This window comes from Spirochaetota bacterium, from assembly GCA_040756435.1.
GTDB lineage: Bacteria > Spirochaetota > UBA4802 > UBA4802 > UB4802 > UBA4802.
In genome coordinates this window covers 16,126-39,512 of the sequence record JBFLZD010000035.1, presented here as the reverse complement: position 1 = coordinate 39,512, position 23,387 = coordinate 16,126, and the positions used below count along the sequence as shown (strand labels likewise).

At 36.2% G+C, this 23,387-nt stretch carries 12 protein-coding genes; 5 read left to right on the top strand and 7 right to left on the bottom strand.

The features are described from left to right. The first annotated feature begins 149 nt into the window (after positions 1-149). A complete protein-coding gene (locus AB1444_10780) occupies positions 150-296 on the top strand; it encodes a hypothetical protein (GenBank protein ID MEW6527140.1) in 147 nt (48 codons plus the stop codon). Here AB1444_10780 and AB1444_10775 read toward each other — a convergent pair. The 5 genes from AB1444_10775 to AB1444_10755 all read right to left on the bottom strand — a co-directional run bounded on the left by AB1444_10775 (position 283) and on the right by AB1444_10755 (position 12,141). Next, positions 283-534, bottom strand: coding sequence for a DUF3343 domain-containing protein (locus AB1444_10775; GenBank protein ID MEW6527139.1), 252 nt, complete (start codon positions 532-534; stop codon positions 283-285). The genes AB1444_10780 and AB1444_10775 overlap by 14 nt on opposite strands. Before the next feature lie 2 nt (positions 535-536). Next, positions 537-1,679, bottom strand: a complete 1,143-nt coding sequence (locus tag AB1444_10770) for an aminotransferase class V-fold PLP-dependent enzyme (protein ID MEW6527138.1) — start codon at positions 1,677-1,679, stop codon at positions 537-539. Positions 1,680-1,714: 35 nt separating this feature from the next. After that, a complete protein-coding gene (locus AB1444_10765; protein ID MEW6527137.1) occupies positions 1,715-3,808 on the bottom strand; it encodes an acetate--CoA ligase family protein in 2,094 nt (697 codons plus the stop codon). A gap of 468 nt (positions 3,809-4,276) precedes the next feature. Further along, positions 4,277-6,556 (bottom strand): penicillin-binding protein 1C, encoded by a 2,280-nt coding sequence (gene pbpC / locus AB1444_10760; protein MEW6527136.1) that lies wholly within the window; start codon positions 6,554-6,556, stop codon positions 4,277-4,279. 5 nt (positions 6,557-6,561) lie between these two features. Beyond that, the gene (locus AB1444_10755; protein MEW6527135.1) at positions 6,562-12,141 is read right to left on the bottom strand and encodes an MG2 domain-containing protein; all 5,580 of its coding nucleotides are present in this window, start codon (positions 12,139-12,141) and stop codon (positions 6,562-6,564) included. Positions 12,142-13,193: 1,052 nt separating this feature from the next. On the opposite strand from AB1444_10755, the gene AB1444_10750 reads away from it, so the two are divergent. Both AB1444_10750 and AB1444_10745 read left to right on the top strand, forming a co-directional pair. Continuing rightward, positions 13,194-14,615, top strand: coding sequence for an acetyl-CoA hydrolase/transferase C-terminal domain-containing protein (locus tag AB1444_10750; GenBank protein MEW6527134.1), 1,422 nt, complete (start codon positions 13,194-13,196; stop codon positions 14,613-14,615). Positions 14,616-15,175: 560 nt separating this feature from the next. Continuing rightward, positions 15,176-15,469 carry a carboxymuconolactone decarboxylase family protein gene (locus tag AB1444_10745; GenBank protein ID MEW6527133.1) on the top strand — a complete coding sequence of 98 codons (294 nt, stop codon included), beginning with the start codon at positions 15,176-15,178 and terminating at the stop codon, positions 15,467-15,469. Here AB1444_10745 and AB1444_10740 read toward each other — a convergent pair. Next, positions 15,418-15,831 carry a hypothetical protein gene (locus tag AB1444_10740; GenBank protein ID MEW6527132.1) on the bottom strand — a complete coding sequence of 138 codons (414 nt, stop codon included), beginning with the start codon at positions 15,829-15,831 and terminating at the stop codon, positions 15,418-15,420. The genes AB1444_10745 and AB1444_10740 overlap by 52 nt on opposite strands. A 1-nt stretch (position 15,832) precedes the next feature. Beyond that, complete coding sequence (gene dinB, locus AB1444_10735; GenBank protein MEW6527131.1) at positions 15,833-17,014, bottom strand: DNA polymerase IV; 1,182 nt, start codon at positions 17,012-17,014, stop codon at positions 15,833-15,835. Between the two features lie 399 nt (positions 17,015-17,413). On the opposite strand from dinB, the gene AB1444_10730 reads away from it, so the two are divergent. Then, on the top strand, positions 17,414-18,295 hold the full coding sequence (locus AB1444_10730) for a hypothetical protein (protein MEW6527130.1): 882 nt from the start codon (positions 17,414-17,416) through the stop codon (positions 18,293-18,295). 79 nt (positions 18,296-18,374) lie between these two features. Next, on the top strand, positions 18,375-23,336 hold the full coding sequence (locus AB1444_10725) for an Ig-like domain-containing protein (GenBank protein ID MEW6527129.1): 4,962 nt from the start codon (positions 18,375-18,377) through the stop codon (positions 23,334-23,336). The last annotated feature ends 51 nt before the right edge of the window (positions 23,337-23,387 follow it).

The following is a 23,387-nucleotide window of genomic DNA, read 5'->3' as shown; positions in this document are numbered from 1 at the left end:
GGCTGTACACTATTTTATATTTTATTCAAATTTCCACATTTAGGAATAATTAGTGTAAATCATCAAAGTTTTTACAATAAATTAATGAAATTATTTTACATTTTTTACGAAAATTATACTACAACAGTTTACTAAACGGGGGTAACATTATGATCCAAAATAATTTTGACATGAAGCGCTGGAAATTGGAGCAGATAAAGTACTTTAAAAAGTATCAGAGTACATTTCCAAAGAATTCAAAAGAATACAAAATACTTGATGAGAGCATTAAAAAGTTAGAATCTACTCTTGAGTAACTTCTAAGTATGTAGTGTCATCAGATTTTCTAAATATCTTTTTTTCTACTATTAGTTCCTCAAGCAAGGATACTACCTTTTTGTAACTGCTGCATTCAAAGCATATTACCACCCCACAGTTATGCGATAGTTCCCGTGGGGTGGCTATTACATTTATGTTAACACCTGCTTTAAGTAAAATCTTTTCGGCCTTCATTACATCATGCACAGATGGCAATAATAGTATACAATAATTCATCGTTATACCTTTGCTATACGTTCGATAGCTTTGCAAAACGTATCAATTTCGTTATTCTTTGTAAATGCACCTACAGAAACCCGCACGGTTCCATCCGGATAACTGCCTATAGTTTCATGAGCCAGCGGTGCACAGTGCAACCCCACACGAACACATATTGAATATTCATCATTAAGCCGCTGACCTATTTCACTACAAGAAATTGATTCATGAGCAAATGATACAACACCAATTTGATGCTCAAAAGAATTACTCCAGTACGTGGTTACACCTTTAATTCCTGACAAACACTCAATCACCCGTTTGATATGTTGCAACTCTTCAGCTTGTATTTTTTCCATTTGTGGCCCAATATATTTTATCCCAAACTCCAATCCCACAATACCGGGCAGGTTGAGTGTACCGCTTTCAAACTTATCGGGAAAAAATTCAGGTTGGTACTGACTTTCGGATTTGCTTCCTGTTCCACCCATAATAAAAGGTTTTAATGGCCTTGTTGTATTGATAATTAATCCACCAATCCCCTGTGGGCCATACAACGCTTTGTGTCCGGTGAACGCTAAAAAATCACAACCAATACTTTGTACATCAATTGTCAGTACTCCAGCGCTCTGTGATGCATCAATGAGCACCGCAATAGAAAGACTATATGCTTTAACCTTTGCGGTAATCAGAGCAATATCCTGTACCACACCATTGACATTGGATGCATGATTTATGACAACAAGCTTAGTGTTGGGTTGTAATACTTGTGTAATATCGCCTGTAATTTTACCGTTACTACCTGATTGAATAAATGATACTGTAATTTTTCCTTCTTTTTCCAGATACCGCAATGGCCGCATCACAGCATTGTGTTCCATAGAGGACACTACTACATGGTCACCATCTTCCAGTAACACATGAAAAACAGTGTTAATAGCAACTGTTGCGTTGGCAGTAAAGATGACATTTCGGGAATCTTTTACATTAAAAAATTGTGCAACTGTCTCCCGTGCCTCAAAAACCTTTCGTGCAGCCTCAATTGCAAGCCTGTGTCCTGAACGGCCGGGGTTAGCACAATAGTCCTGCAAACATTGTGTTATTGCTTTTATTACCGGCTCAGGCTTAGGAAAACTAGTAGCAGCATTATCTAAGTAAATCATATCTAAAGCGTAGCACCATGTAATGCACATTTCAATTATTGCACAATCTTCAGCCTGATATCAAGCACCTGACAGCCCTTATCAAATACGCGTACAGGATTTAAGTCCAGTTCTTTTATTTGAGGTGCCCTTGCTAAAAGATGTGAAAGCTTCCATATTACATCCACATATGCATCAATGTCTTTTGGTTTTTGCCCGCGTGCTCCCTTCAAGAGTGCAAATGATTTAAGCCGTGAAATTTTTTCTTTTATTTCCTCTTTTGCTGCAGGGCATAACGAGCAGGCAACATCCTTAAATACCTCAACATAGATGCCACCAAAACCATATAGTATTACCTGTCCAAACGAATCATCATATTTGCTTCCCACAAACATATCAATGCCACTTTCTGCCATCTTTGAAATTCGCACTCCTTCTATTGTTGCGTCAGGTTTGTGCGATAGTACATTTGCATGAATCGTTGCAAAAGCCTGCTTGACCTCATCATCACCGGTTACATTAACCATCACACCGCCAACATCTGATTTGTGCAATATCTCTTTTGATACCAGTTTACATACCACCGGATAGCCAATGCGCCCTGCTAAGGCCACAGCTTCTTTTTCTGTTGTTGCTATACCTGATGATGGTATTGACACATCTATTGTTGCAAGAAGCTCCATTGCATCTTCGCCAATTTCACCGGTATTGCGTTTAATCCACTCTAATGCACTGCCAAACGATACAGTGCATGGTTCATCTTTCTTTTTCCCAAGATGCCGTGTATAAAATTTCATCTGATAGGCTAGTGCCCGCACCATTTCTTCAGGCGAATTGAAAATGGGGAAATTAACAGTACGTTTTATCTGCGCCATAACACGCGATAAACCAAGTAAACAAATCCCCAATGGCTTTCCTGAAGATACTATGGCACCCCACGTTTCTTTTGAAAGGTCGGCTAAAAACATTCGGGAAAATACATTCTCGCGGTCAGGCATCTGGGGGCGCTGGCTTACATACACAGCGCCATCCACATTTTGATTGTGCATAACTGAATACACAACATGGGCAGTAAATGCCGGGTCATAGATATCACCTAAATCAAGAGGATTTGAAAAGTGGATTACTCCCGCATTTGAAAATTTTTGCAAACCTTCATAAAATTCTTTTCCCGGATCAGCAAATTCAAAACCTGCCTGTTCACACAGGTCGGCAGTCATTACCGCAAAACCTCCTGCAGGGCTCATAACCATTATGCGCCTGCCACGCATAGGAGGAAGCTTGAATGCTTTTGCCACAGCAAAGAAGTCATGATAATTGTATATTCTAATAATTCCAGCCTTTTCAAATGCTGCATTGAGTATTTCTTCATCATTGCTCATGGCAGCGGTATGACTCATGGCAGCCTTTTTGCCAGCCTGGGTGGTGTTGGATTTATACACAACAATAGGCTTATTTATTTTTTCAGCCACTTTTATTAAATCAGCTCCTCGTGGCACACTTTCTAAATACATACAAATAATTGAGGTTGCCGGATCATTGCCCAGATATTCAAGGAAGTCAACTTCATCTAAATCTAATTTATTTCCAATACTTGCAAACTTTGCTATACCAATATTTTCATCCATAATAACATTCCACATCATAATGGCAACACCACCACTCTGTGAAATAATTGACATGCCACCAAACTCAGGGCGCAGTAAAGGGACAAATGGCAGACACAAACCATTTTCTACGTTGGCAACCGTTAATCCATTGGGTCCTACAAAATGTATTCCGTATTCCTTTGCAGCAGCAACAGTTTGCTCAGCTAACTTTTTCCCTTCTTCACTGTATTCTGAAAAACCACCACTGGGTATGGCCATCCATTTCACACCTTTCTTACCACACTCCTCAACAATTCCGGGCACAAACTTTGCTGGTACCAGTGCATATACTAAATCCGGAATCTCAGGTAATGCTTCTATGGATTTATACATCTGTATGCCATCTACCTGTTCGTCATCGCTTTTTGGGTTTACGCCAAAAATGCGCCCTCTATATCCCCAGCGCAGCATATTTTCCAGTGTGAGACGTGGTATATTGTTTTGTCGTGAAGATAAGCCAACAATTGCAACTGATTCAGGATAAAATAGTTTGTGCATCATAGTATCACTCCATTGTTTTTGTAGATTTTTTTACAACTTAGTAAATAATTTGAATAAAGACAATTAATTTTCACTAATTATTCCTAAATGTCGAAATTTGGATAAAATATAAAATAGTGTACATTGGGTGTATCCCAAAAGACACCTCTTTGCAATGACTTTTGCCTTCCCGTCATTGCGAGGAACGAAGTGACGAAGCAATCTCCTAGTTGCAAGCGCCGCAGGCGCGTGGCAATCTCATCTTCTGCATCATTGAGATTGCTTCACTTCGTTCGCAATGACATTGCACTCACGCCATTGCATGCCCTACCGTTTCTTTTGAGACGACCCCAATGTACACTATATTCATTATGAAATTTTTTAAAGAATTATTGCTTATTAATTTTATTATATTTTCTTGTTACTATCCATATTCGTTATACAATTATGTGTATTATACTGAACACTGGCACCTGGCAGAACGCTATGCTATTCTATCACTCTGATTCTTACACTATCCATTTGCCCATTGTTGTTAATTGTAATAGTATGTTCACCTTTTATAAGCCTCCATATTACTTCATTACCAGTTCCTACCAGATTCCCATTCACATACCACCTAATATTCTTTCCAGGTGTTTGAGCTTTTAACGGTATAGCCTGAATATTTTTCCGTACAGCCTTTTCTATTTTAAATACTGAACCATTGAGAGGAAAGATAATTTTTAATTCTTTTGATTGTTCACAAAGCATTTTTTTCTCTTTTGCCCATTCTGTATATTCAACAGGCACAACAGTTGTATTATTGGAGTGCCATGTGCACTTACAAGTGGGGAAGTTATCCTCATCATAATATTCGGTATACGTATCATGGCAAAATTTACCTGCAACCATTCCTGATAATTTACATATCATTGTTTCTTTAATCTTGCTTATAGGTTTAAATGGTGGGAACTCATATCCTGTATTCCATAAATACAAAAGTACATCTTTTAATACTATCCCTGCTCCTGATACTGCGGGTAGGTTGTACATGGGCTTATTATAAAGGTTACCTACCCATATCCCAATGGTATATCTATTATTATAACCGACAATAAAATTATCATGAAAATCCTTTGAGGTACCTGTCTTAACAGCAAAAGGAAAGGGAAAATTAATTGCTGATTGTACTCCAAATGCATCTACTTTATATGAATAGTCAGATAGAATATGTGATATTAAAAAACAGGTTGATGATTTCAACAAACGTTTTGGGGTAGTTTTTTGTACATTATAGATAGTGCCTTTAGCATCCTTTATTCTGGTAACAGCTACAGCTTTTGAAAATATACCATTTCGTGGAAATATAGTATATGCATTTGCAAGCTCTATCAAGCTGACATCAGCATTACCCAGCACTATCCCTAATCCATAATGTGAAGGCGAACGGGTTATGGAATCAAAACCTATTTCTTTCAGGAAATTATAAAATGGTACAAGGCCTACTGCATTAACCACATATACTGCAGGTATATTATACGAACATCCCAATGCTTTTGCCAGACGAACGGGTCCATGATAACTCTGACTGAAGTTTTTTGGTATATATGTACCAACCTTTGAATAAAACTGTGTATACACATCAGGTAAAATACTTGAAGTATGGAATATTTCTTTATCAAGAGCAAGCGCATAAGCAAATGGCTTCATGGTTGAAGCGGTCTGCCGTCTGATCAGCGTAGCATCTACCTGACCTTTTTCATAGTCAAAAAAATCAACTGAGCCAATCATTACTAAAATTTCCATGGTAGAATTATCAATCATCACCATGGCTGCATGCGATGCATTGCTATCTCGTATAATATCCAATGAGTTTTTCATAACAGATAAGATATTTTTATAAAGATGTACATCAAGCGTGGTATATGTATCTACAATATCTTTATCGGGAAAAAGCTTCCTGGCCTGTGACAGCACATATAAGCAAAAAAGTGGTGCAGTAATGTTTTGATCAGTATACTGCAATGAAATTTTTTTTTGCATATAAGTATTTAATTCAGCAGGGGATATATGCAAAAAGCCTGATTCATTTGCTTTTTGCAAAAGGCTTTTTGCATTCTGCACAATTATTTCGGGTTTTTTATAAGGATTATATCGTCCTGGTGCTTTTACAATGGATATAAGAAAGGCCACTTCAAGAAGATTGCAATCGGTAAATGACTTACCAAAATAACACTGGCTTGCTTTTTCAAACCCATATATATTGTTCCCCAAATACACCTCATTTATATATGCAGCAAGAATCTCCTTTTTTGTAAAATGCATTTCCAATCGTATTGCTTCTATTATTTCTAATATCTTTGTTAAAATGGTATTCCTCAGGATTTCTTTTTTTGATTTTACAAGCTGCTGGGTAATGGTAGAGCCACCGGATACAACACGCATAGCTTTGATGTTTTGATAAATCGCTCTGGCAATTGCAGAAGGTGAAACACCAATGTGTGTATAAAATTTTCTATCTTCAGAAAACAATAACAGTGCAATAAATTCTTCAGGAATTTTTTTTAAATCTATATACTGTGCAAGGCCACTTTTATCCCTTGCTATCTCCATCAGCACTGTGCCGTTTCTGTCATAGATAGTAATTGGCACTCGTGTATGTGTGGCAAGGTAGGATTGTCTATATGGGATTGCTATATAAGTAACTATCGCCACGCAAAAAAAGCAAGCAATAACCTGTATAATATAGTATGGGCGATAGTTACTGAATATAGTACACCATTGCATGATATTTACTGCACTTTCACTTTACTACCGTAGTACTGTATCCCAAAAACCTCAGGATTGTACATCTCTTCAACTTTACATGCAGGCAAAGCAAACGTTCCTGTATTGGTTGCTCGTACTTTATACGTAATAGTGTGCTTACCCTTGCGAAGGAAATCAGCGTAATATATAACATGATCATTGTATTGTTCATAGTGATTAAATGTCCCCCATGTGTCATAGGTTTTATTATCTTTTGAAATGTTAAGCTTTTCCTCGGTTGTAAATGAAACATTAACTGGCTCAAGCCCTGCTGGGAGCTGGTCATCAAGCACTGTTACGCCTCTTTCTTTTGTAGTATACACTTCAATGTCAACAATATATTCCGCACCTTTTTTAAAGACATTCACTTCATCTTTGGTTTTAACATCTCTATATACTTTTGATACCTCAAACCCCATATCCCTGGATGTTATTGAATCAAAAATTGGCACATACTGGTACCTAAATATATAATATAGAATACCAGTACCATTTTTTATAAACTGTAATGATTGAGTACCAAAATCAGCATTGGTGATGTAATAGTTAGTTGTGTATGAAACATTTTGATTTTGCATCAATTGTGAAATTAATTCTTTTTCATTATACAAAACTTTTATGGCAAAATTTGGCTTTTCGTTTTCATACTTTTGCAAATATGTATTCAATGCCCACCATATCAACGCATTTGAATGCGTATTTCTCCACGCCGCTCCTTTACGTTGTTTTAACAGGTAATTTACCGCTTTAAAATCATTTTCAAAATGCACTCCCGATTCCAGCAAAGCTTGTAAAACAAGTGCAGTTGTGATGTCATTATCATAGTAAAAGCGATCCCAATCGGCACCATCTTGAAAATACACGTAACCTGACTCAGTGCGCATTGTTGAAAATAGTTTCCTGGACACATCATTAATCATTGATTGCTTAAATGCTGAATCAGGATGCAGGGATACTGCTTTGAGCAAAAATGCATACCCTGTACACATAACTGATTTTTCTTTGTTGAGTGAATTGTAGACAAGCTCCAAATCACTCTTACTTGTGATACCATTTAGGGCAGCAACATAATGGGCAAACGATAATGTAAGATATTTATAACTTGATGAGAACCATTTTTCCTCGTGTTTGAAAATAATACCTTTTGTTACAAATCTTTTTATTGTTTCCAAAGATTTTCTGAAAACTGTTTCATCAATAGCATAGCCGCGTTTTTTTGACATGGTTAAAACAAAAGTTGCATATACTGTCAAATAACTTGAAGGTTCACCATAATCCGAACTCCAATATGAAAAGCCGTCATTTTTAAAATAATCAGGGAACTTATCCAGTACTGTTTGTACAGTAGAACGCAAATCTTGCTGTGATTTAACTTTCAGCAAATTTTTTTGCAATATGATATCCTGACCAAGAACCAACGGAAGTATCTTTGACGCTTTTTGTTCTAAGCAACCATACGGATATTCAACAAGATAATCCAGGCTTCCCTTCAATTCTGCAAATTGAGAAGGGCTTACATATACATTTACAAAAGAAAGATTGGGGATAATATTTTTAGAAATATCTAATTTATATTTTTTTGTCTCATCCTCTTTTGTGATCCTTCCATATACTGCAACGGTTTCATAAATATTGGGTGCTTTTACAGGAATTGTATCTATAACACCATCGGTATATGCTCCTGCTTTTGCCGTAAGTATATATGTGGCAGTTCTATCATTTCCCGCCACTATGGGGAAAAGCACCTCTATTGATTGTCCATTTTTCAATGTTATCTCTTTTAATTGTGATGATTTACCATCTTTAAGCTTCATTCCACCTTTTAGCTCAATTCCTACATTTATCTTTTGTTTATTGCCGGTATAGTTAAATATAAGTCCACCGGCATTGAAAACATCACCAACACGAACAAATCGCGTAAAAGTTGGTAAAACCATCAAAGGTTTTTTAACATCAAACGTTGTTTCTCCATAACCAAACTTTGATTCCGGGGTATGAACAACAACCATTGTCTTAAAACTTGTAATGTTATCAGGTAACTTAAATGATACCTGTGCATGACCGTTTTCAACATTGACAGTTGCCCGGTAATATGCAGTATACTTAATATTAGATCTTGGAACAATCATCCCCATTGAAGCTATGCCCCCATCACCACCAATAAGTTCACCTTTTTCTTTTAAATAACGCTGTCCCAATATTATTTGACGTACATCAAAAGTTGTAACAGCAAGCGGGCGGGGCTGATAAAAAAAGTCTATTGGATCAGGTAAAATATAGTTTACAAGATTAAGAACCCCTCTGTCAGCTACTGAGATTGTAGCTTTACCATTTACAGGTTGTCCCTTGTTATCGGTTATGATCATATTCAGTGTTACGTTATCACCAGGTTTGTACTGTTTTTTATCGGTATTTACTATGATATCTAATTTTTTCTGTCGTGGGATAACTTTTATATTTGCATAGCCAATATAGCATTTTGGCTTGGCAAGATCTTCACCATCTTTTACTTTATCAAAACCACTTCTTCCAGTATAGAGCATCACACTTACATGAACGTTGGGTATATACTCCTCAGTTATCTTAATGGGGATTGTTACAATGCTGGATGTAGCTGGAACTTCAAAGTAGTCAAAAAACTTTTCCCGTTCTATTGTTACAAATGCTGTTGCATTCTCAAACGGATTTTTTACAAGCAGCGTTGCAGTATCGCCAACTACATAGTTCTTCTTATCCATTTCTACATCAACTGTCTCATCATCATTCATTCGCCATCCAGCTTCACCCTTACCCAATACATAAAAGTCCTTTACCGCATATTTCTGCTGATTTTGGATATCATACAGCTCAGCCGTAAAGTAGCCAGGTTCATTAATAACAATAGTTATATCCTTTTTCCCTATGTTGTGCACCTGCGAATACACATTCGTTTCAATATTTTTATATCCCCACTGCAATCGCCCATTCACACCGGCTAACTGATAGGATACCCATTTGTGTTGCTTAATTACCAGCAAAACGTTATTATTTTCAACTACTGCATCATTGCTATTCACCGCAACCAACTGCACAGTCATAGTATTGCCTGCATAGTTGAAGTACTGAGGCACCCTTATTCCAAAGTGAACCGGCTGCAATACCTGTATACCTGACTTTGCACCAAATACCGGTGAATCATCTGAAAGATACGTCTTTGCTGTAATTAGTACTTCACAATTTGTTATATCATTTTTTGCCCTCAACGGAACATACACTTTGCCCACTCCATTTTCGTTTGTCTTTACTTTACCACTTGCTATCAACGTAGGTGATGATCTATACTCGTCATACTCATCATAATAGTCATAGAGCTGAGTTGAAAATGAATATTCAGGGAATCGCTGGCTTTTATACACAATTGGGGTTATGGATATTGTATACTCAATATCGTTCATAACAGGTGCACCAAATAAGTACCATCCCAAAAGGTCCACCCCTAATACTTCATTCCATATATATTTTAACTTATCAGGATTTATCTTCATTTCAGCTTTAGCAGGTTTAAATTCCTCCACCTGAAATTTAATACTCTCATCAAAATTATATTCTTTATTATTGGCAGTTGCCTCAAGCCTGTAATATCCTGTGGGGCAATTCTTCTTTAAGTCAATATCCAATGAAATATCACCATCCTCGGTTATAGCTTTTTTAAATGAATACATTTCATTGTCTTTAGAATCAAACACCTTTATTACAATATTGCTAATGGGTGAGAATGGTGGTTTAAGGCTCCACTCATCATTGTTTCTATATCTAAAAATTCCTTTTACATGAACTACATCGCCAGGTTTATACAAATATCTATCCGTAAAAAGGAGCATCTTTGGTCTGTTTATATGGTAATTTGTTCCCCAGTGCCTTTGTGGTATAGAAAATGTATTTATGCTGTAATCACTATACTCATCTTCATCATACATTTCTTGGGCTTTTGTGTAATAGAACTTGCTATCAGAATATTTCACCTGATAAAACTGGCACTTATTATTGGGTATGATAGCAACACCTTTACTATCGGTTATGCTAGCTGGACTGGTACTATCACTGTAAAACACAGAAGCACCTTCAATCGGTTTATTATCAAGAAGCGATCTAACGTGAAAAAGCATTTGATTCTTAGTTTCTTTAACCGTTACCCCAATATCCGAAATTTGTATTACGCCACTGTATTTTGCTTTTGTTTTACTATATGGATTTTCTTCTTCCGGTATTATCTGATACACAAAAAAGCCATACTTTGCATTATGCAGTTTTGAAAAATCATATTTAATAGTTTTATACACATCCCACGACCATTTTATTGAATATTTTTTTTCTTTTGCATGTTTGTCAAAATATTCAGTTGGATTTATTACGTATTTTGCAATGTCAGATTCATTCACCAGCGATAAATATCTACACGTAAATGAAGAAACGTTAATCATCCGTATTGGGATGATTGCATCAAGATAACTTTCAATAATCATGTTACCTGTTGGACATGAAAAATATGAAAAGGCATGTTCAAATGTAATTGTTTCACTAATATCTTCCTCAAGTGATTGGCCATATACATCCTTTAAATTTTTGGCGATAGTTACTGTGTATTTATTTTTACCAATGAAATTGCCACTAATTGAAATTGTTGATCCATATTGACTTATCTGAACACCGCCAGGATCAGGGGAAACCGTAATATATGAAGCAATTGATTCACCTTCTTTTAATTCAACAGGATTGTTAAAGTTAAATTCAACTGGATAATCGGGATAAAAGGTTGAGTTTTCACCATATCTATTGTATGTGGATTGCACCTCCATCAACTCAAAAGGATAAAAGGTTTCATAATGGCAGGTGAACTTTGACTCCATACCTTTAACACCGCCAATTGGTGTCATTTCACTGGATATTGTTAACTTGTATTGAGTTGCTTTTTTTTCATCTTTTGGCTTTAAAATCACTATCGTTTTTTTTGAATCATTAGCATCATACACAAGGTCATAATCAACGTGTGGACTTATGCTGATATTTTTTTTCAATATCTCCAAAGCTACAGGGAAATTAAATTTAAATGTAATAGGTGCATTTAACAATTTACTATCACGATGCCAGCTACTGACTTCAAGAAGCGGAGTGACAAAATAATATTCTTTTCCCAGTTCAATTTCTCTATTATTCAATGTTATTTTTAAATCTTGCTTATCAACATTTTTAAGATCTACAGTAAAATGATATTCATTTGCTGGAAGTGGATTAAATATTTCTATTATACAGTTACGTGCATCAAGTGGCTTTATGCGATACTCAATTTTTGGTGTAAAAGTAATAATGAGCTTTTGAGCCACATCCTTATTCATTGAATCAATATCTGAGAAGATAAAAATATCCTTTGAGCTTTGCAGAGCCATCTCAGTATATGGTATTGATAAAGAATAATCAATGGATAACTCTATTTTATTATCACCAACCAAAATTGCAGTGGCAACTATAGTACCTAACAGGATAATACCAATAATTATAACCGCTATTATTTTTGGTGAGCCCATCATTACATTAACCTCCTGATTTTATATATATTATCAATGATAAAAAAATATTTCAGCCATAAATTTTTTTATTTAAAATAATTTTTATATATTCACTTTGGTACACAATTTCTTTATAAAGTATTACAATTTTATATTTTTATGATACAACAGCATCTGAAAAAAATTTCTTTAAGCTATTTATTTGAACTGGCAAATGATTTATTTATATAATAATGTTATTGTTATATCATTATGCAACTTTTCAATTGTCAAGGATTTTTCAACTACTCAAAACAAAATTAGTATTAGCCTCTTTACCTGAAAATGAGAACTTTATTAAAAGTGATTCACCCGTAATATTGCCTTACTCTGGTATAATGATATTTCTATTTTTTAACTCATGATATTATTTTTCTAAACTGTAGCACAATTGACTATATAGTATGGACACCTCTTAAAAACTGATTTCTTATGAAATCATTCATATATATTGTGCCCACTATCGAACATCCTAAAAAACAGTTTTTAGAAGTTCCTTTATATCTTCTTATATTAAATCTCTATAATCAAGAAAGTAAAGTCATAATTAAACTTCAATAATAATTCCTTAAAAAATTTCATAATTAATGGGGGTGTCCCAAAACAAACAGTGGGACTTGTAATGACGCAGGTAGAAAGTCATTGCGAGCGTAGCGAAGCAATCTCAATGCAGCAGAAGACAAGATTGCTTCGTCACTTCGTTCCTCGCAATGACGGGATTAGCCTATGTGTCATTGCGAACGAAGTGAAGCAATCCCATGGTGCGAAAGGCGAGATTGCTATTTTATATTTTGTTCAAATTTCCATATTTTAGGAATAATTAATGATTAAACTTATCATATATGACAAATATTGAGTATCATCACTCAATACCTGTAATTGCTTTGTTCTAATATTACATATTATATATTATGTATATATATTATTAACTATCTTAAAAATTATAAATAATAATAAATATTTTCATTGACATTATAAGATTGTATTATTATAATATTTTTGATGAGATTATTTTTCTATATGGAGGAAAACATATGAATTACTGGAATGAATACAAAGCCAAGTTAACAACACCAGATGAAGCGGTAAAAGTTGTTGAATGTGGGGACGTTGTGGATTATGGTTTTTTCAATGGAAAACCAGTTATCCTTGACCAGGCACTGGCACGAAGAGCTCCTGAATTAAAGGACGTCTTAATCTATACAGCAGTAACTTTGCCCCCAGTACCTGAGGTTATAAAATATCCTCAAAGCTTTACGTATATTGACTGGCAATGGAGTAAGCTAACACGTCTTCTTCACACTCAGGTTGAAGCTGCTTACTATTGCCCAATATTGTACCACAGGGCACCATTCTACTATCGCTATCTGCTAAACCAGGATCCGCATGAACATATTGATCCGGGTTACCGTTCATACTACTACAATAGACCTGAAAAAAGTAAAAATGTTAAATGGATTGCCATTTTACAGGTTGGGCCCATGGATGATCAGGGATTTTTTAACATTGGTCCACAAAATTCAGAAACATCAGCCAAGGTGGATGCAGCTGATTATGTGCTGGTAGAAGTTAATAAAAACATGCCCCGATGTTTGGGTGGATCTGAGGAAGCCATTCATATATCACGTGTTGATTTTATTGTGGAAGCACCTGAAACACAGATGCTTTTTGCAGCACCTGATGTTCCCCCAACCGAAACCGACAAAAAAATTGCTGAGCATGTCATGAAATTTTTGTACGATGGATGCTGCATACAGTTAGGCATTGGCGGTATGCCCAACATGGTTGGCAAACTTATTGCCCAGTCTGACCTTAAAAACTTAGGTGGTCACACCGAAATGTTTGTGGACGCATACGTTGATATGATAGAATCAGGAAGGATGAATGGTGCAAAGAAAAATATTGATAAATTTAAATGCGTGTACACCTTTGCAATAGGTTCCCAGCGCATGTACGATTTTATGCACAATAACCAGGCATTAGCGTCGTATCCCGTTGATTATACCAATGACCCACGTATCATTGCACAGAATGATGACATGGTAAGTATATGTAATGCAATACAGGTTGACCTGTTTTCACAGGTAAATGCTGAAAGCTTAGGTTCTGGCCAGGTTAGTGGCAACGGTGGAATGTGGGATTTTGTTCTTGGTTCGCAGTGGTCAAAACGCGGCAAAAGCTTTATATGTCTGGCATCAACATACACAGATTCCAAAGGCGAGCTTCAGTCACGAATAGTCCCTCAGCTTCCCCTTGCTTCAACAGTAACTATCCCCCGCCAGATGGTTGACTACATAGTGACTGAATTTGGTGCAGTTAAACTTGTTGCCTGCCCAACCTGGATGCGTGCAGAAAAGCTTATAAGCATTGCTCATCCAAAATTCCAGGATGATCTTGTGAAACAGGCTGAAAAGATGAAGATATGGACGCGCACTAACAAACAAATTCCTGTATAATAAAGATGGGGTCGTCTCAAAAGAAACGGTAGGGCATGCAATGGCGTGAGTGCAATGTCATTGCGAGTGTAGCGCCTGTGCTGAGCATGTCGAAGTGCTTGCACTTAGCATTTCGAAGTGAAGCAATCTCAATGATGCAGAAGATGAGATTGCCACGCGCCTGCGGCGCTCGCAACTATGAGATTGCTTCGTCACTTCGTTCCTCGCAATGACGGGATTGGCCGATGTGTCATTGCGAACGAAGTGAAGCAATCCCATGGTGCGAAAGGCGAGATTGCTTCAGCACTTCGTTCCTTGCAATGACGGGAAGGCAAAAGTCATTGCAAAGAGGTGTCTTTTGGGACACCTTTTTTATTTGGGGTTTTATAAAAAATTATCAGTAATAATTCCTTAAAAAATATAATAATGAATATAGTGTACACTATTTTATATTTTGTTCAAATTTCCACATTTAAGAATAATTAATGGTTTGATACTACATTGCTTTTAAAAAAATAATTTTTCATCCATTCTGCATGTGCTACATTTACAGCATCACTCTTCTTCAATGACATGTACCAATGAAATATAATTTTGATAAACGAATGTATAATTTTTCACTCCTTTGTAAAGATATTGCATATCTTCTCTTACATATTCCTTCAATAATTGGATTATTTATAGACACTAAAATTAATAAGAGCTTTATTGAAAAAATCATGCTGGTTGTCACAGCAGTAAACAGTTGCCCCTACTGTGCATGGTTTCATGCAAAAAAGGCTCTACAATCAGGATTATCAAAAGAAGAGATTGTAGAATTGCATCAATCTTCAACAACCCAACAATACCCGTTAAATTTTACAATCAATTCATAGGGATGGCCTAATCGTATAAATGAAAATACAACTTTTGGTTTATGTTGTATCATAAATTTCCGTGCTTCGCTCTCTGTTAACAGTTCAAATGCCCACCACACTGCCGTTTCAGCAATGTATTCATTTATATACCCTTTCCACCGATATACTTCTTTTTCAGGACGTATGCCTGTCTTTGTAGGCAATACGGTGATAGTAACCCACCTGCTGTTACGTACATACGAATAGAATATCTCAAGCCCCTCTAAATCAGTAGTCCATTGCTCAACCAGCTGTCCCTGGTTACTATCGCCAAAAAAAGGATTATCCACACCCCACTGTGCAACCATATTTTGTACATACTCATACAAACGTTGAGCCATATTACCCCTTTCCTCTTTTTGGTGGCTTTATTACCGAAGCTCGCAGCACAGTAAGCCCCCTGTTATGAATACTATCAATAACTTCCTCAATTTTTTCAACCTTTTGTTGGTTCTCAAAAAGGTTCATCTGCACATCAGCGTTACAAAGCAAATTTGAAACCCTGACACCTAAAAGCCGTACTTTTCTTTTACCCCTTCCAAATGAAATGTATAACCGCAGAATCTCCTTTTGCAGTATTGCCATATCACGGGCATGCTGCTGTAATGTTTTACTGCGTGTGTATGTTTCAAAACCTTCCAATCGTATTTTTAATGTTACTGTTTTGAAAGAAAATTCAGCGGCTCTAACCCTTCGTATTACACGATCACAAAGCTCAGTCAGCGTAGAAACTATACCATCCTCATCATCAGTATCAACATCAAAGGTTGTTTCTTCACTCACCGACTTTGCCTGAGAGTATGGCTCAACGGGGCGATTATCAATACCTAATGCAAACTGATGTAACACTGCACCCCATTTGCCAAGAAGGCTTTGCAAATAGTTTTCACTAGCACGCTGAATATCACCAATGGTTTTGAATCCCAATGACTCCAGGTACTTCTGTGTTTTTGTGCCAACACCATATAATTTTGAAATGCTCAGTGGTGCTAAAAATTCTTTTTCCATTCCCGGCGGGCACATGGTAAGCCCATCAGGCTTTTGCAAATCCGATGCAATTTTAGCCACTAACTTATTTGTTGCAATTCCAATGCTACAGGTAAGCCCCGTTTGTGTAAAAACATCACGTTTAATATTATGGGCAATAGTTTCCACGCTTCCAAATAGCTTCAGTGTCCCCGTACAATCCAAAAATGCTTCATCAATGCTTATCTGCTCAATACATGGTGAATACTGTTCAAAAATTTTCATAATGGTGTGCGATAGTTCAACGTAGCGGTCAAACCGTGGGGGCAAAAAGATAGCCCCCGGGCATAGTTTATATGCTTTAGAGATAGGCATACCTGAATGAATGCCAAACCTACGTGCCTCATAGCTTGCAGCTGAAACTACACCGCGGCCCCTGCCTTCTTTAGGATTAGCCCCAACTACTACAGGTTTACCTTTAAGCGAAGGATTATCCACCTGCTCAACCGAAGTAAAAAAGGCATCCATATCTACATGGAATATAATTCTCTGACTCATAGATATACTATACTTTTATATAGTATATCTGTCAAGGAAAAAATTTGGTTTTAGGTAGTAAAGTTTTTATTTTGCTACATTGAAAATCGTTTCTCTTTTTTATTCATTATTTTTGCTAAAAAATAATGAAAATATGTTGACTTTTTTATTACAATATATTTTTTTGAAAAACATGCTGGTCGGTTTTTTATTTGTTATTGAAATAAATGTATATAAAGTTTAATAGAAAATATCACCTGGTTAACATTTTAAATAAAATTACAAGAAAAATTATTAATTAAATAATACTTAATATAGTCGAATATTAATAAGTAATATAGGTAATTATTTTTACATTAATATAGATATTCCCTTGAATTAATATTACACTCTCTTTTAAGAGGACAAGTAGACTAAATTATGAGTAAAATAAGTCCATATAGCCTGATTATGGCTACAGTGTTTTTCCAAATAAGCATGTTTTTGGTGTCATGTTCTACAAAAATTCATGACAATTTTATTGTGGAAGCTGCATCAGGTACTGTTTTAGTAAATGGGCAAAGAGTTTTTACTGGCGACCACATTTCAATATACTCCCAACTTGTTACCAACAACTCTTCTTTTTGCATACTACGATCTGAAGATGTGTATTGTATTGTATATAGTAACACAACTATACAATTTGATGGCCTCCACGATAATTATTTCTCTATACTCCTGCATAATGGGATTTTTGATATACTATCTGCTAAAATTTTGCCTTTGATGTGTACAACCAGTGCTTACCGATATGATGGGAAAATAAGTACGGCTCGTTTTATTGCAACTACCAACTGTGGTGAACTCTGGATAAAAAACGGTGATGGGACAATCTATTTATCACGCAACAATGAATTAAAGCATATTGATAACAATAAAAAAGTCATAGTGTATGAATCTTATTATATTACCGATCTAACTCCAATAGAAGATAATGAACTGCAACGTATACATTTTATTACACAACTTAAAAATAATAATACATCTTCTGACATTCATGCAGTAAATATTTTATCTTCTCATATACCGTATCTTATAACCCGTGGCAATACTAATTTTGAAGAAATGATACAATACAGAATACTTGAACACAACAAGGGATTATTGCAAAAAATTATATTAAAAAATAAAAAAGTAATAAAAGGTTATGTTCAGGCACAGGGAAAAGAATTAGAAATCACTATGCCAAAAGGCATTGTGCATATACCCCAAAATCAGGTGCAGCATGTGTTACAGTATAATCCTTTGGAGGATGAACAATAGTAGCAATTAATGAGTTATGAAATAATATAGCTAAAACGAAATGATTATAAACATTAAATGCCTTTATGGGAGGCACAAGATGAAAAGTAACCAATTGAACAAGAGAATATTACAAAGCAATACTATAAAACAAAAGTATGGTATTTCATTATTACTGTTCATTCTTGTATTATTTCCTTTTGTAATGTGCTCCTCTGGGGCAAATAATGCTGATACCCAGCCTCCTGCTATTATAAGTATCTATCCCGAACGCGGTGCTACCGACATTCCTATAAATACTAACATTATTATTACATTCAATAAAAGCATTATTAATGTTAATTCCAATACCGTATATTTAGAAAAATTAGGTGTCACTGGTAAGGTGCCAGCAACTATCCAGTATGACGATGCATCAAAAACCGTAACGTTAGACCCTTTAGTAGATCTTGATTATAATACAGTGTATTATGTAACTATTACAAATGATATACGAAGTAAAGCGGGGGTTGCCCTATCACCTGAATCGTGGGCATTTGCAACAGGTATAGAAGCAGATGTAGAAAAGCCAACCATCATTGATAAAAGCCCAAACGCGCAGTATTACGTCGATATAACAACTCCAATCTATGTTGTCTTCAGCGAACCAGTAAACAATATAAGCAATGCTACTGTCTTTATAAAAAAAGAAGGACAGCAAACGGTAGATGCTACAATTGATTATAACCCTGATACCCATAAAGTGCAAATTACCCCTGCTCAACCACTTGAAGAATGGGTTACGTATACAGTATATTGCACTGATACTATAACTGATAATGCAGGAAATACCTTAGATGCACATCAATTTAGCTTTAAAACCAACGATACCCATAATCCTACAATAGTATCACAATACCCTGATAGTGGTGCAACAGGCATATCTACAAATGCTGTCATCAGTGTAACATTTAGTGAATCAATAAAAAGTTATACTGTTACCAACACAAATAATTTTAAACTTGAAAAATGGACTGGTGCAACATGGGAAGCTGTAAATTCTATTATTACCTATAATGATACCACAAAAACAGCACTATGTTATCCCAATACTTTAGAAAGCAATACCCAGTATAGAGTAACATTATCTGATAACATTAGGGATTTAGCTCATAACCCATTGGATGGTGCACCAATATCATGGGAATTTACAACAGCAAATGATCCTGATACTACACCACCATCAATAAGCTCAAAGTCACCTGATGATGGTGCAGAAAACATACCAACCGACACTACCATTACTGTTACATTCAGTGAAGGTGTTATCAATGTTGGCACTACTAGCTTTATCGTAGAACGTGTTGATACCAACGAACCGGTACAAGGCACTGTAGTATATAATCCTTCAATGCAGGAAGCTACATTTACCCCTAGTTTAACACTATCTGAAGGGGTGTGGTATAGAGTGCGATTAACATCCGCAATAAAGGATAATGCCAATAATGCACTTGCTGAAACAAGCTGGCAGTTTAAAACTGCTGATAATACCAAACCTTGTGTCACTTATCGATATCCTTCTATTAATGAAGGAAATGTGGGCACAAATATATCTATAACAGTAACATTTAGCGAAAGGGTAACAGGAGTAAATGAGCTGTCATTTTCATTACAAAATGCAGAGAATAATTCGTATATTTCAGGTACTGTTACCTATAACGATGCACTAAAAACAGCAACATTTACACCATCAACTGCGTTGTTATTTGAAACAACGTATAAAGTAATTTTAACAAGCGATATAAAAGATTTAAACAATAATACCCTCAATCTTACCGAATGGCAATTCATAACCAGCTCACAACCCGATACGACACCTCCGTATATCATTAGCTCATATCCAGATTTTAACCTACAACAGCAGAATATTCCGGTTTCGGCCAGTATGAGGATAGATTTCAATGAGCCAGTGAGCGGTGCAGGTACTGCTACCATACAGCTAAAAGAAGGTGATGCTAATGGCATACTTATTTTGACAATGATAAATTATGACGCCATTGCAAAAAGAGCCAATATAACGCCAAATAGCAATTTAAAATATGATCAACTGTATACTATTATTGTGAAAGGTGGCGATACTACCGATATAAAGGATGTTGCAGGTAATAAACTTGCTTCTGATGTTATATGGTCATTCAGGACAACGCCCGATACTACACCGCCATCAGTTACATTCAAAACACCCGATGAAGGGACTCCTGATATTCCTGGAAATGCTGTTGAAGTACGGGTTATTTTTAGTGAGAGAGTGCAAAATGTAAATGACAATACTTTTAAATTAATACGTATTTCTGATAGCTATGAAGTTCCATGTAGTGTTCAGTATTCCTATGATGCACAGAATAATATTGCAAGTGCTACTTTAATACCTTTGAGTAATGTTACTACAACTGGTACCTATAAGGTTAGCTTAACAAGTGGCATTACCGATATATCCCCATCACAGAATCCATTACCACTCACCGAATGGACGTTTAGCATTACCGCATTAGACGAGGAAGCTCCCACTGTAATTTTGAAAACACCTACACAGGGTGCATCTAACTGGAATACCAAAGTGGTACAGGTGGTTTTTAGCGAGGATGTAAAGGGTGTAAGTGGTAGCTCATTTTATATTAAGGATCAGTACAACGTCACCATACCAGCAGCTGTTACCTATAATCAGGGCCTGCAAACTGCTGAGCTTACAGTATTACAGGATCTTCCCTATGAAACAACATATACTGCATATTTAACCAATGCTATTAAGGATAGAGCAAATAATTCTTTAGTGCCTTTATCGTGGTCTTTTAATACACCGGCTGATAATATTCCACCGCAGGTTGTGAGCGTGTATCCTCCTCACGGTACATCATCCTATCCGGTGAATGGGCAAATACAAGCAACATTTTCAGAACCAATACAGGGTTATAACAGTTCATCATTCTATTTGGAACCAGCAATAAGTGCATCAATAGTATACGATAATCAAAATAAAACATTAACCTTGCTGCCAAATGGCAATTTACAGGGAAATACCACCTATACAGTTCATATCACAACTGCTATCACCGATCAGGCACAGACACCCAATCATATGTTGAATGAATATACATGGCAATTTACCACTCAACCATTGCCCGACACAACACCACCCGAAGTTGTAGCAAGTAGCCGTTACCCTGCACCAGGTGCCACCAATGTAGCTCTGAATACAAATATATCAGTACAATTTAGTGAACATGTGGTTAATGCTACAACAAAGATTCAATTAAAGAAAGGCACTTCAAACCTACCCATTAATATAACCTATAATTCACAAACATTTGTTGCAACATTAGATCCTATTGATGATTTAGAGCAAAATACTAATTATACTGTTATGGTGCTTGATGGACCAACGGGAATTTTAGACAGTGCTGGTAACTACTTGCAATCTTCCAGTGTCAATCAGTGGAGCTTTACCACACAACCTGATATTACCCCGCCAGCTATTATCTACAGATATCCGGCCCCGGGAGCTACCAATATTCCATTAAAGCCTGTAATAACAGTAACCTTTAGCGAGCCTGTTATTAATGTAACTAACACCACATTTACGCTTACCGGTAGTGGAGTGCCAACATGTTATGTGATGTACGACGAAGCTACAAGAACAGCAACATTAACGCCTGGTTCTGAATTACAAAATAATGCTACCTATACAGTAACTTTATCCAATACTATCAAAGATAGATATAATAATGCGTTGCCATTAACTACCTGGCAATTCACCACATATAGCTTGCCCCAAATTACTAATATTCAAATCTCAACAAATAACGGTACTAACTATTCAGCTATAACTGATGGGGCATCAGGAATTAACAGAAAACTTACCAATGTGCGCATTACTTTCAATAGACCAATGAATACACAAAAGCAATGGCTGGAGATTTATGAAGGCGCTTCAGGTTCAACCACCCCATCTCCCCTTACTCCCGATGGATACAGCTGGTCGGCTGATTATACGCAGATTACGTATACTCTCATAGGACAGTGCAAAGCAAATACTCAATATCAATTTAAATTATACGGTTGGGGTGGCAGCTTTGAAGACCCCGATGGGAACAGGGTAAGTAAAGCAGCGTATGTTAGTGATGGTATACTAAACTTTACTACCGGTGCCGATGCCGAGCAACCATTAGTTATTGCAACCACACCATATAATGGGAGCTCAAATATTGGAAGAGATATTGGAAAAATTATAATTCGTTTTAATGAAATGATGAATCAATCAAGAGATTCAAGAATTACATTAAATCCAGGTATTACTGCTACACGGCAAGGCTGGATTGAAGGTGGAAGAACAGTAGTATTTACTATTCCGCAATTGGCTGCAAACACCACATATACAGTTACTTTAAACTCAGGAACAAATAGTTTTCAGGATTTAGCCAGTAATAATGCCCAGGCAAGCGGGCAAGTAATTTGCACATTTACTACGGGAAGTTCAACTGGTTCAACCAACCTGATTTTTGAAGGATTTGAAGATTACAACAACCCATATTTCACGTCATTTAAAAATATTAGTACTGATAATGCTGATTGGCAACGAGTAACTAATGAACGTGCAGGAAATGGTACTACTTTATCCCCTCAACAGGGTAGTTATTTTGCAAAAGCCAGCAGTTTTGAATGGAATGATGCAAGCTATGCAAATATTGTTTCTTCAGGTTATGTTGATCTTTCAACAGTTGGTAGTTACCTATTAGAATTTACCATGTATCATGAACGCTTATACAATGCCGCTGATAGAATAGAAGTGCTGCTAAGTGTGGATGGTGTTAATTTTAATCCAGTACAGGCAGGTGCGTTTATGGACATTTACCGATATGATTGGTCCTTTGCTGATAACAATCCAGTATGGCATACCCATTATGTGGATCTTTCCTCATTCTCAGGCAGTGGTTATAGCACAGTATGGATTAAATTAAGAGCTTATTCGGCAGGAGAACGGGGAATGAATGTTATTATTGATAACGTAAAATTGGTAAAATATTAAACAGTATATGGGTTACGGTGAGATATTTTTCATTGGCAGCGGGAGGCATAT

What these genes read in the sequence shown, in the direction of transcription:
- AB1444_10780 (MEW6527140.1), top strand. Translation starts at nt 150, where the DNA reads ATGATCCAAAATAATTTTGACATGAAGCGCTGGAAATTGGAGCAGATA.
- AB1444_10775 (MEW6527139.1), bottom strand. Translation starts at nt 534, where the DNA reads ATGAATTATTGTATACTATTATTGCCATCTGTGCATGATGTAATGAAG.
- AB1444_10770 (MEW6527138.1), bottom strand. Translation starts at nt 1,679, where the DNA reads ATGATTTACTTAGATAATGCTGCTACTAGTTTTCCTAAGCCTGAGCCG.
- AB1444_10765 (MEW6527137.1), bottom strand. Translation starts at nt 3,808, where the DNA reads ATGATGCACAAACTATTTTATCCTGAATCAGTTGCAATTGTTGGCTTA.
- pbpC (MEW6527136.1), bottom strand. Translation starts at nt 6,556, where the DNA reads ATGCAATGGTGTACTATATTCAGTAACTATCGCCCATACTATATTATA.
- AB1444_10755 (MEW6527135.1), bottom strand. Translation starts at nt 12,141, where the DNA reads ATGATGGGCTCACCAAAAATAATAGCGGTTATAATTATTGGTATTATC.
- AB1444_10750 (MEW6527134.1), top strand. Translation starts at nt 13,194, where the DNA reads ATGAATTACTGGAATGAATACAAAGCCAAGTTAACAACACCAGATGAA.
- AB1444_10745 (MEW6527133.1), top strand. Translation starts at nt 15,176, where the DNA reads ATGAAATATAATTTTGATAAACGAATGTATAATTTTTCACTCCTTTGT.
- AB1444_10740 (MEW6527132.1), bottom strand. Translation starts at nt 15,831, where the DNA reads ATGGCTCAACGTTTGTATGAGTATGTACAAAATATGGTTGCACAGTGG.
- dinB (MEW6527131.1), bottom strand. Translation starts at nt 17,014, where the DNA reads ATGAGTCAGAGAATTATATTCCATGTAGATATGGATGCCTTTTTTACT.
- AB1444_10730 (MEW6527130.1), top strand. Translation starts at nt 17,414, where the DNA reads ATGAGTAAAATAAGTCCATATAGCCTGATTATGGCTACAGTGTTTTTC.
- AB1444_10725 (MEW6527129.1), top strand. Translation starts at nt 18,375, where the DNA reads ATGAAAAGTAACCAATTGAACAAGAGAATATTACAAAGCAATACTATA.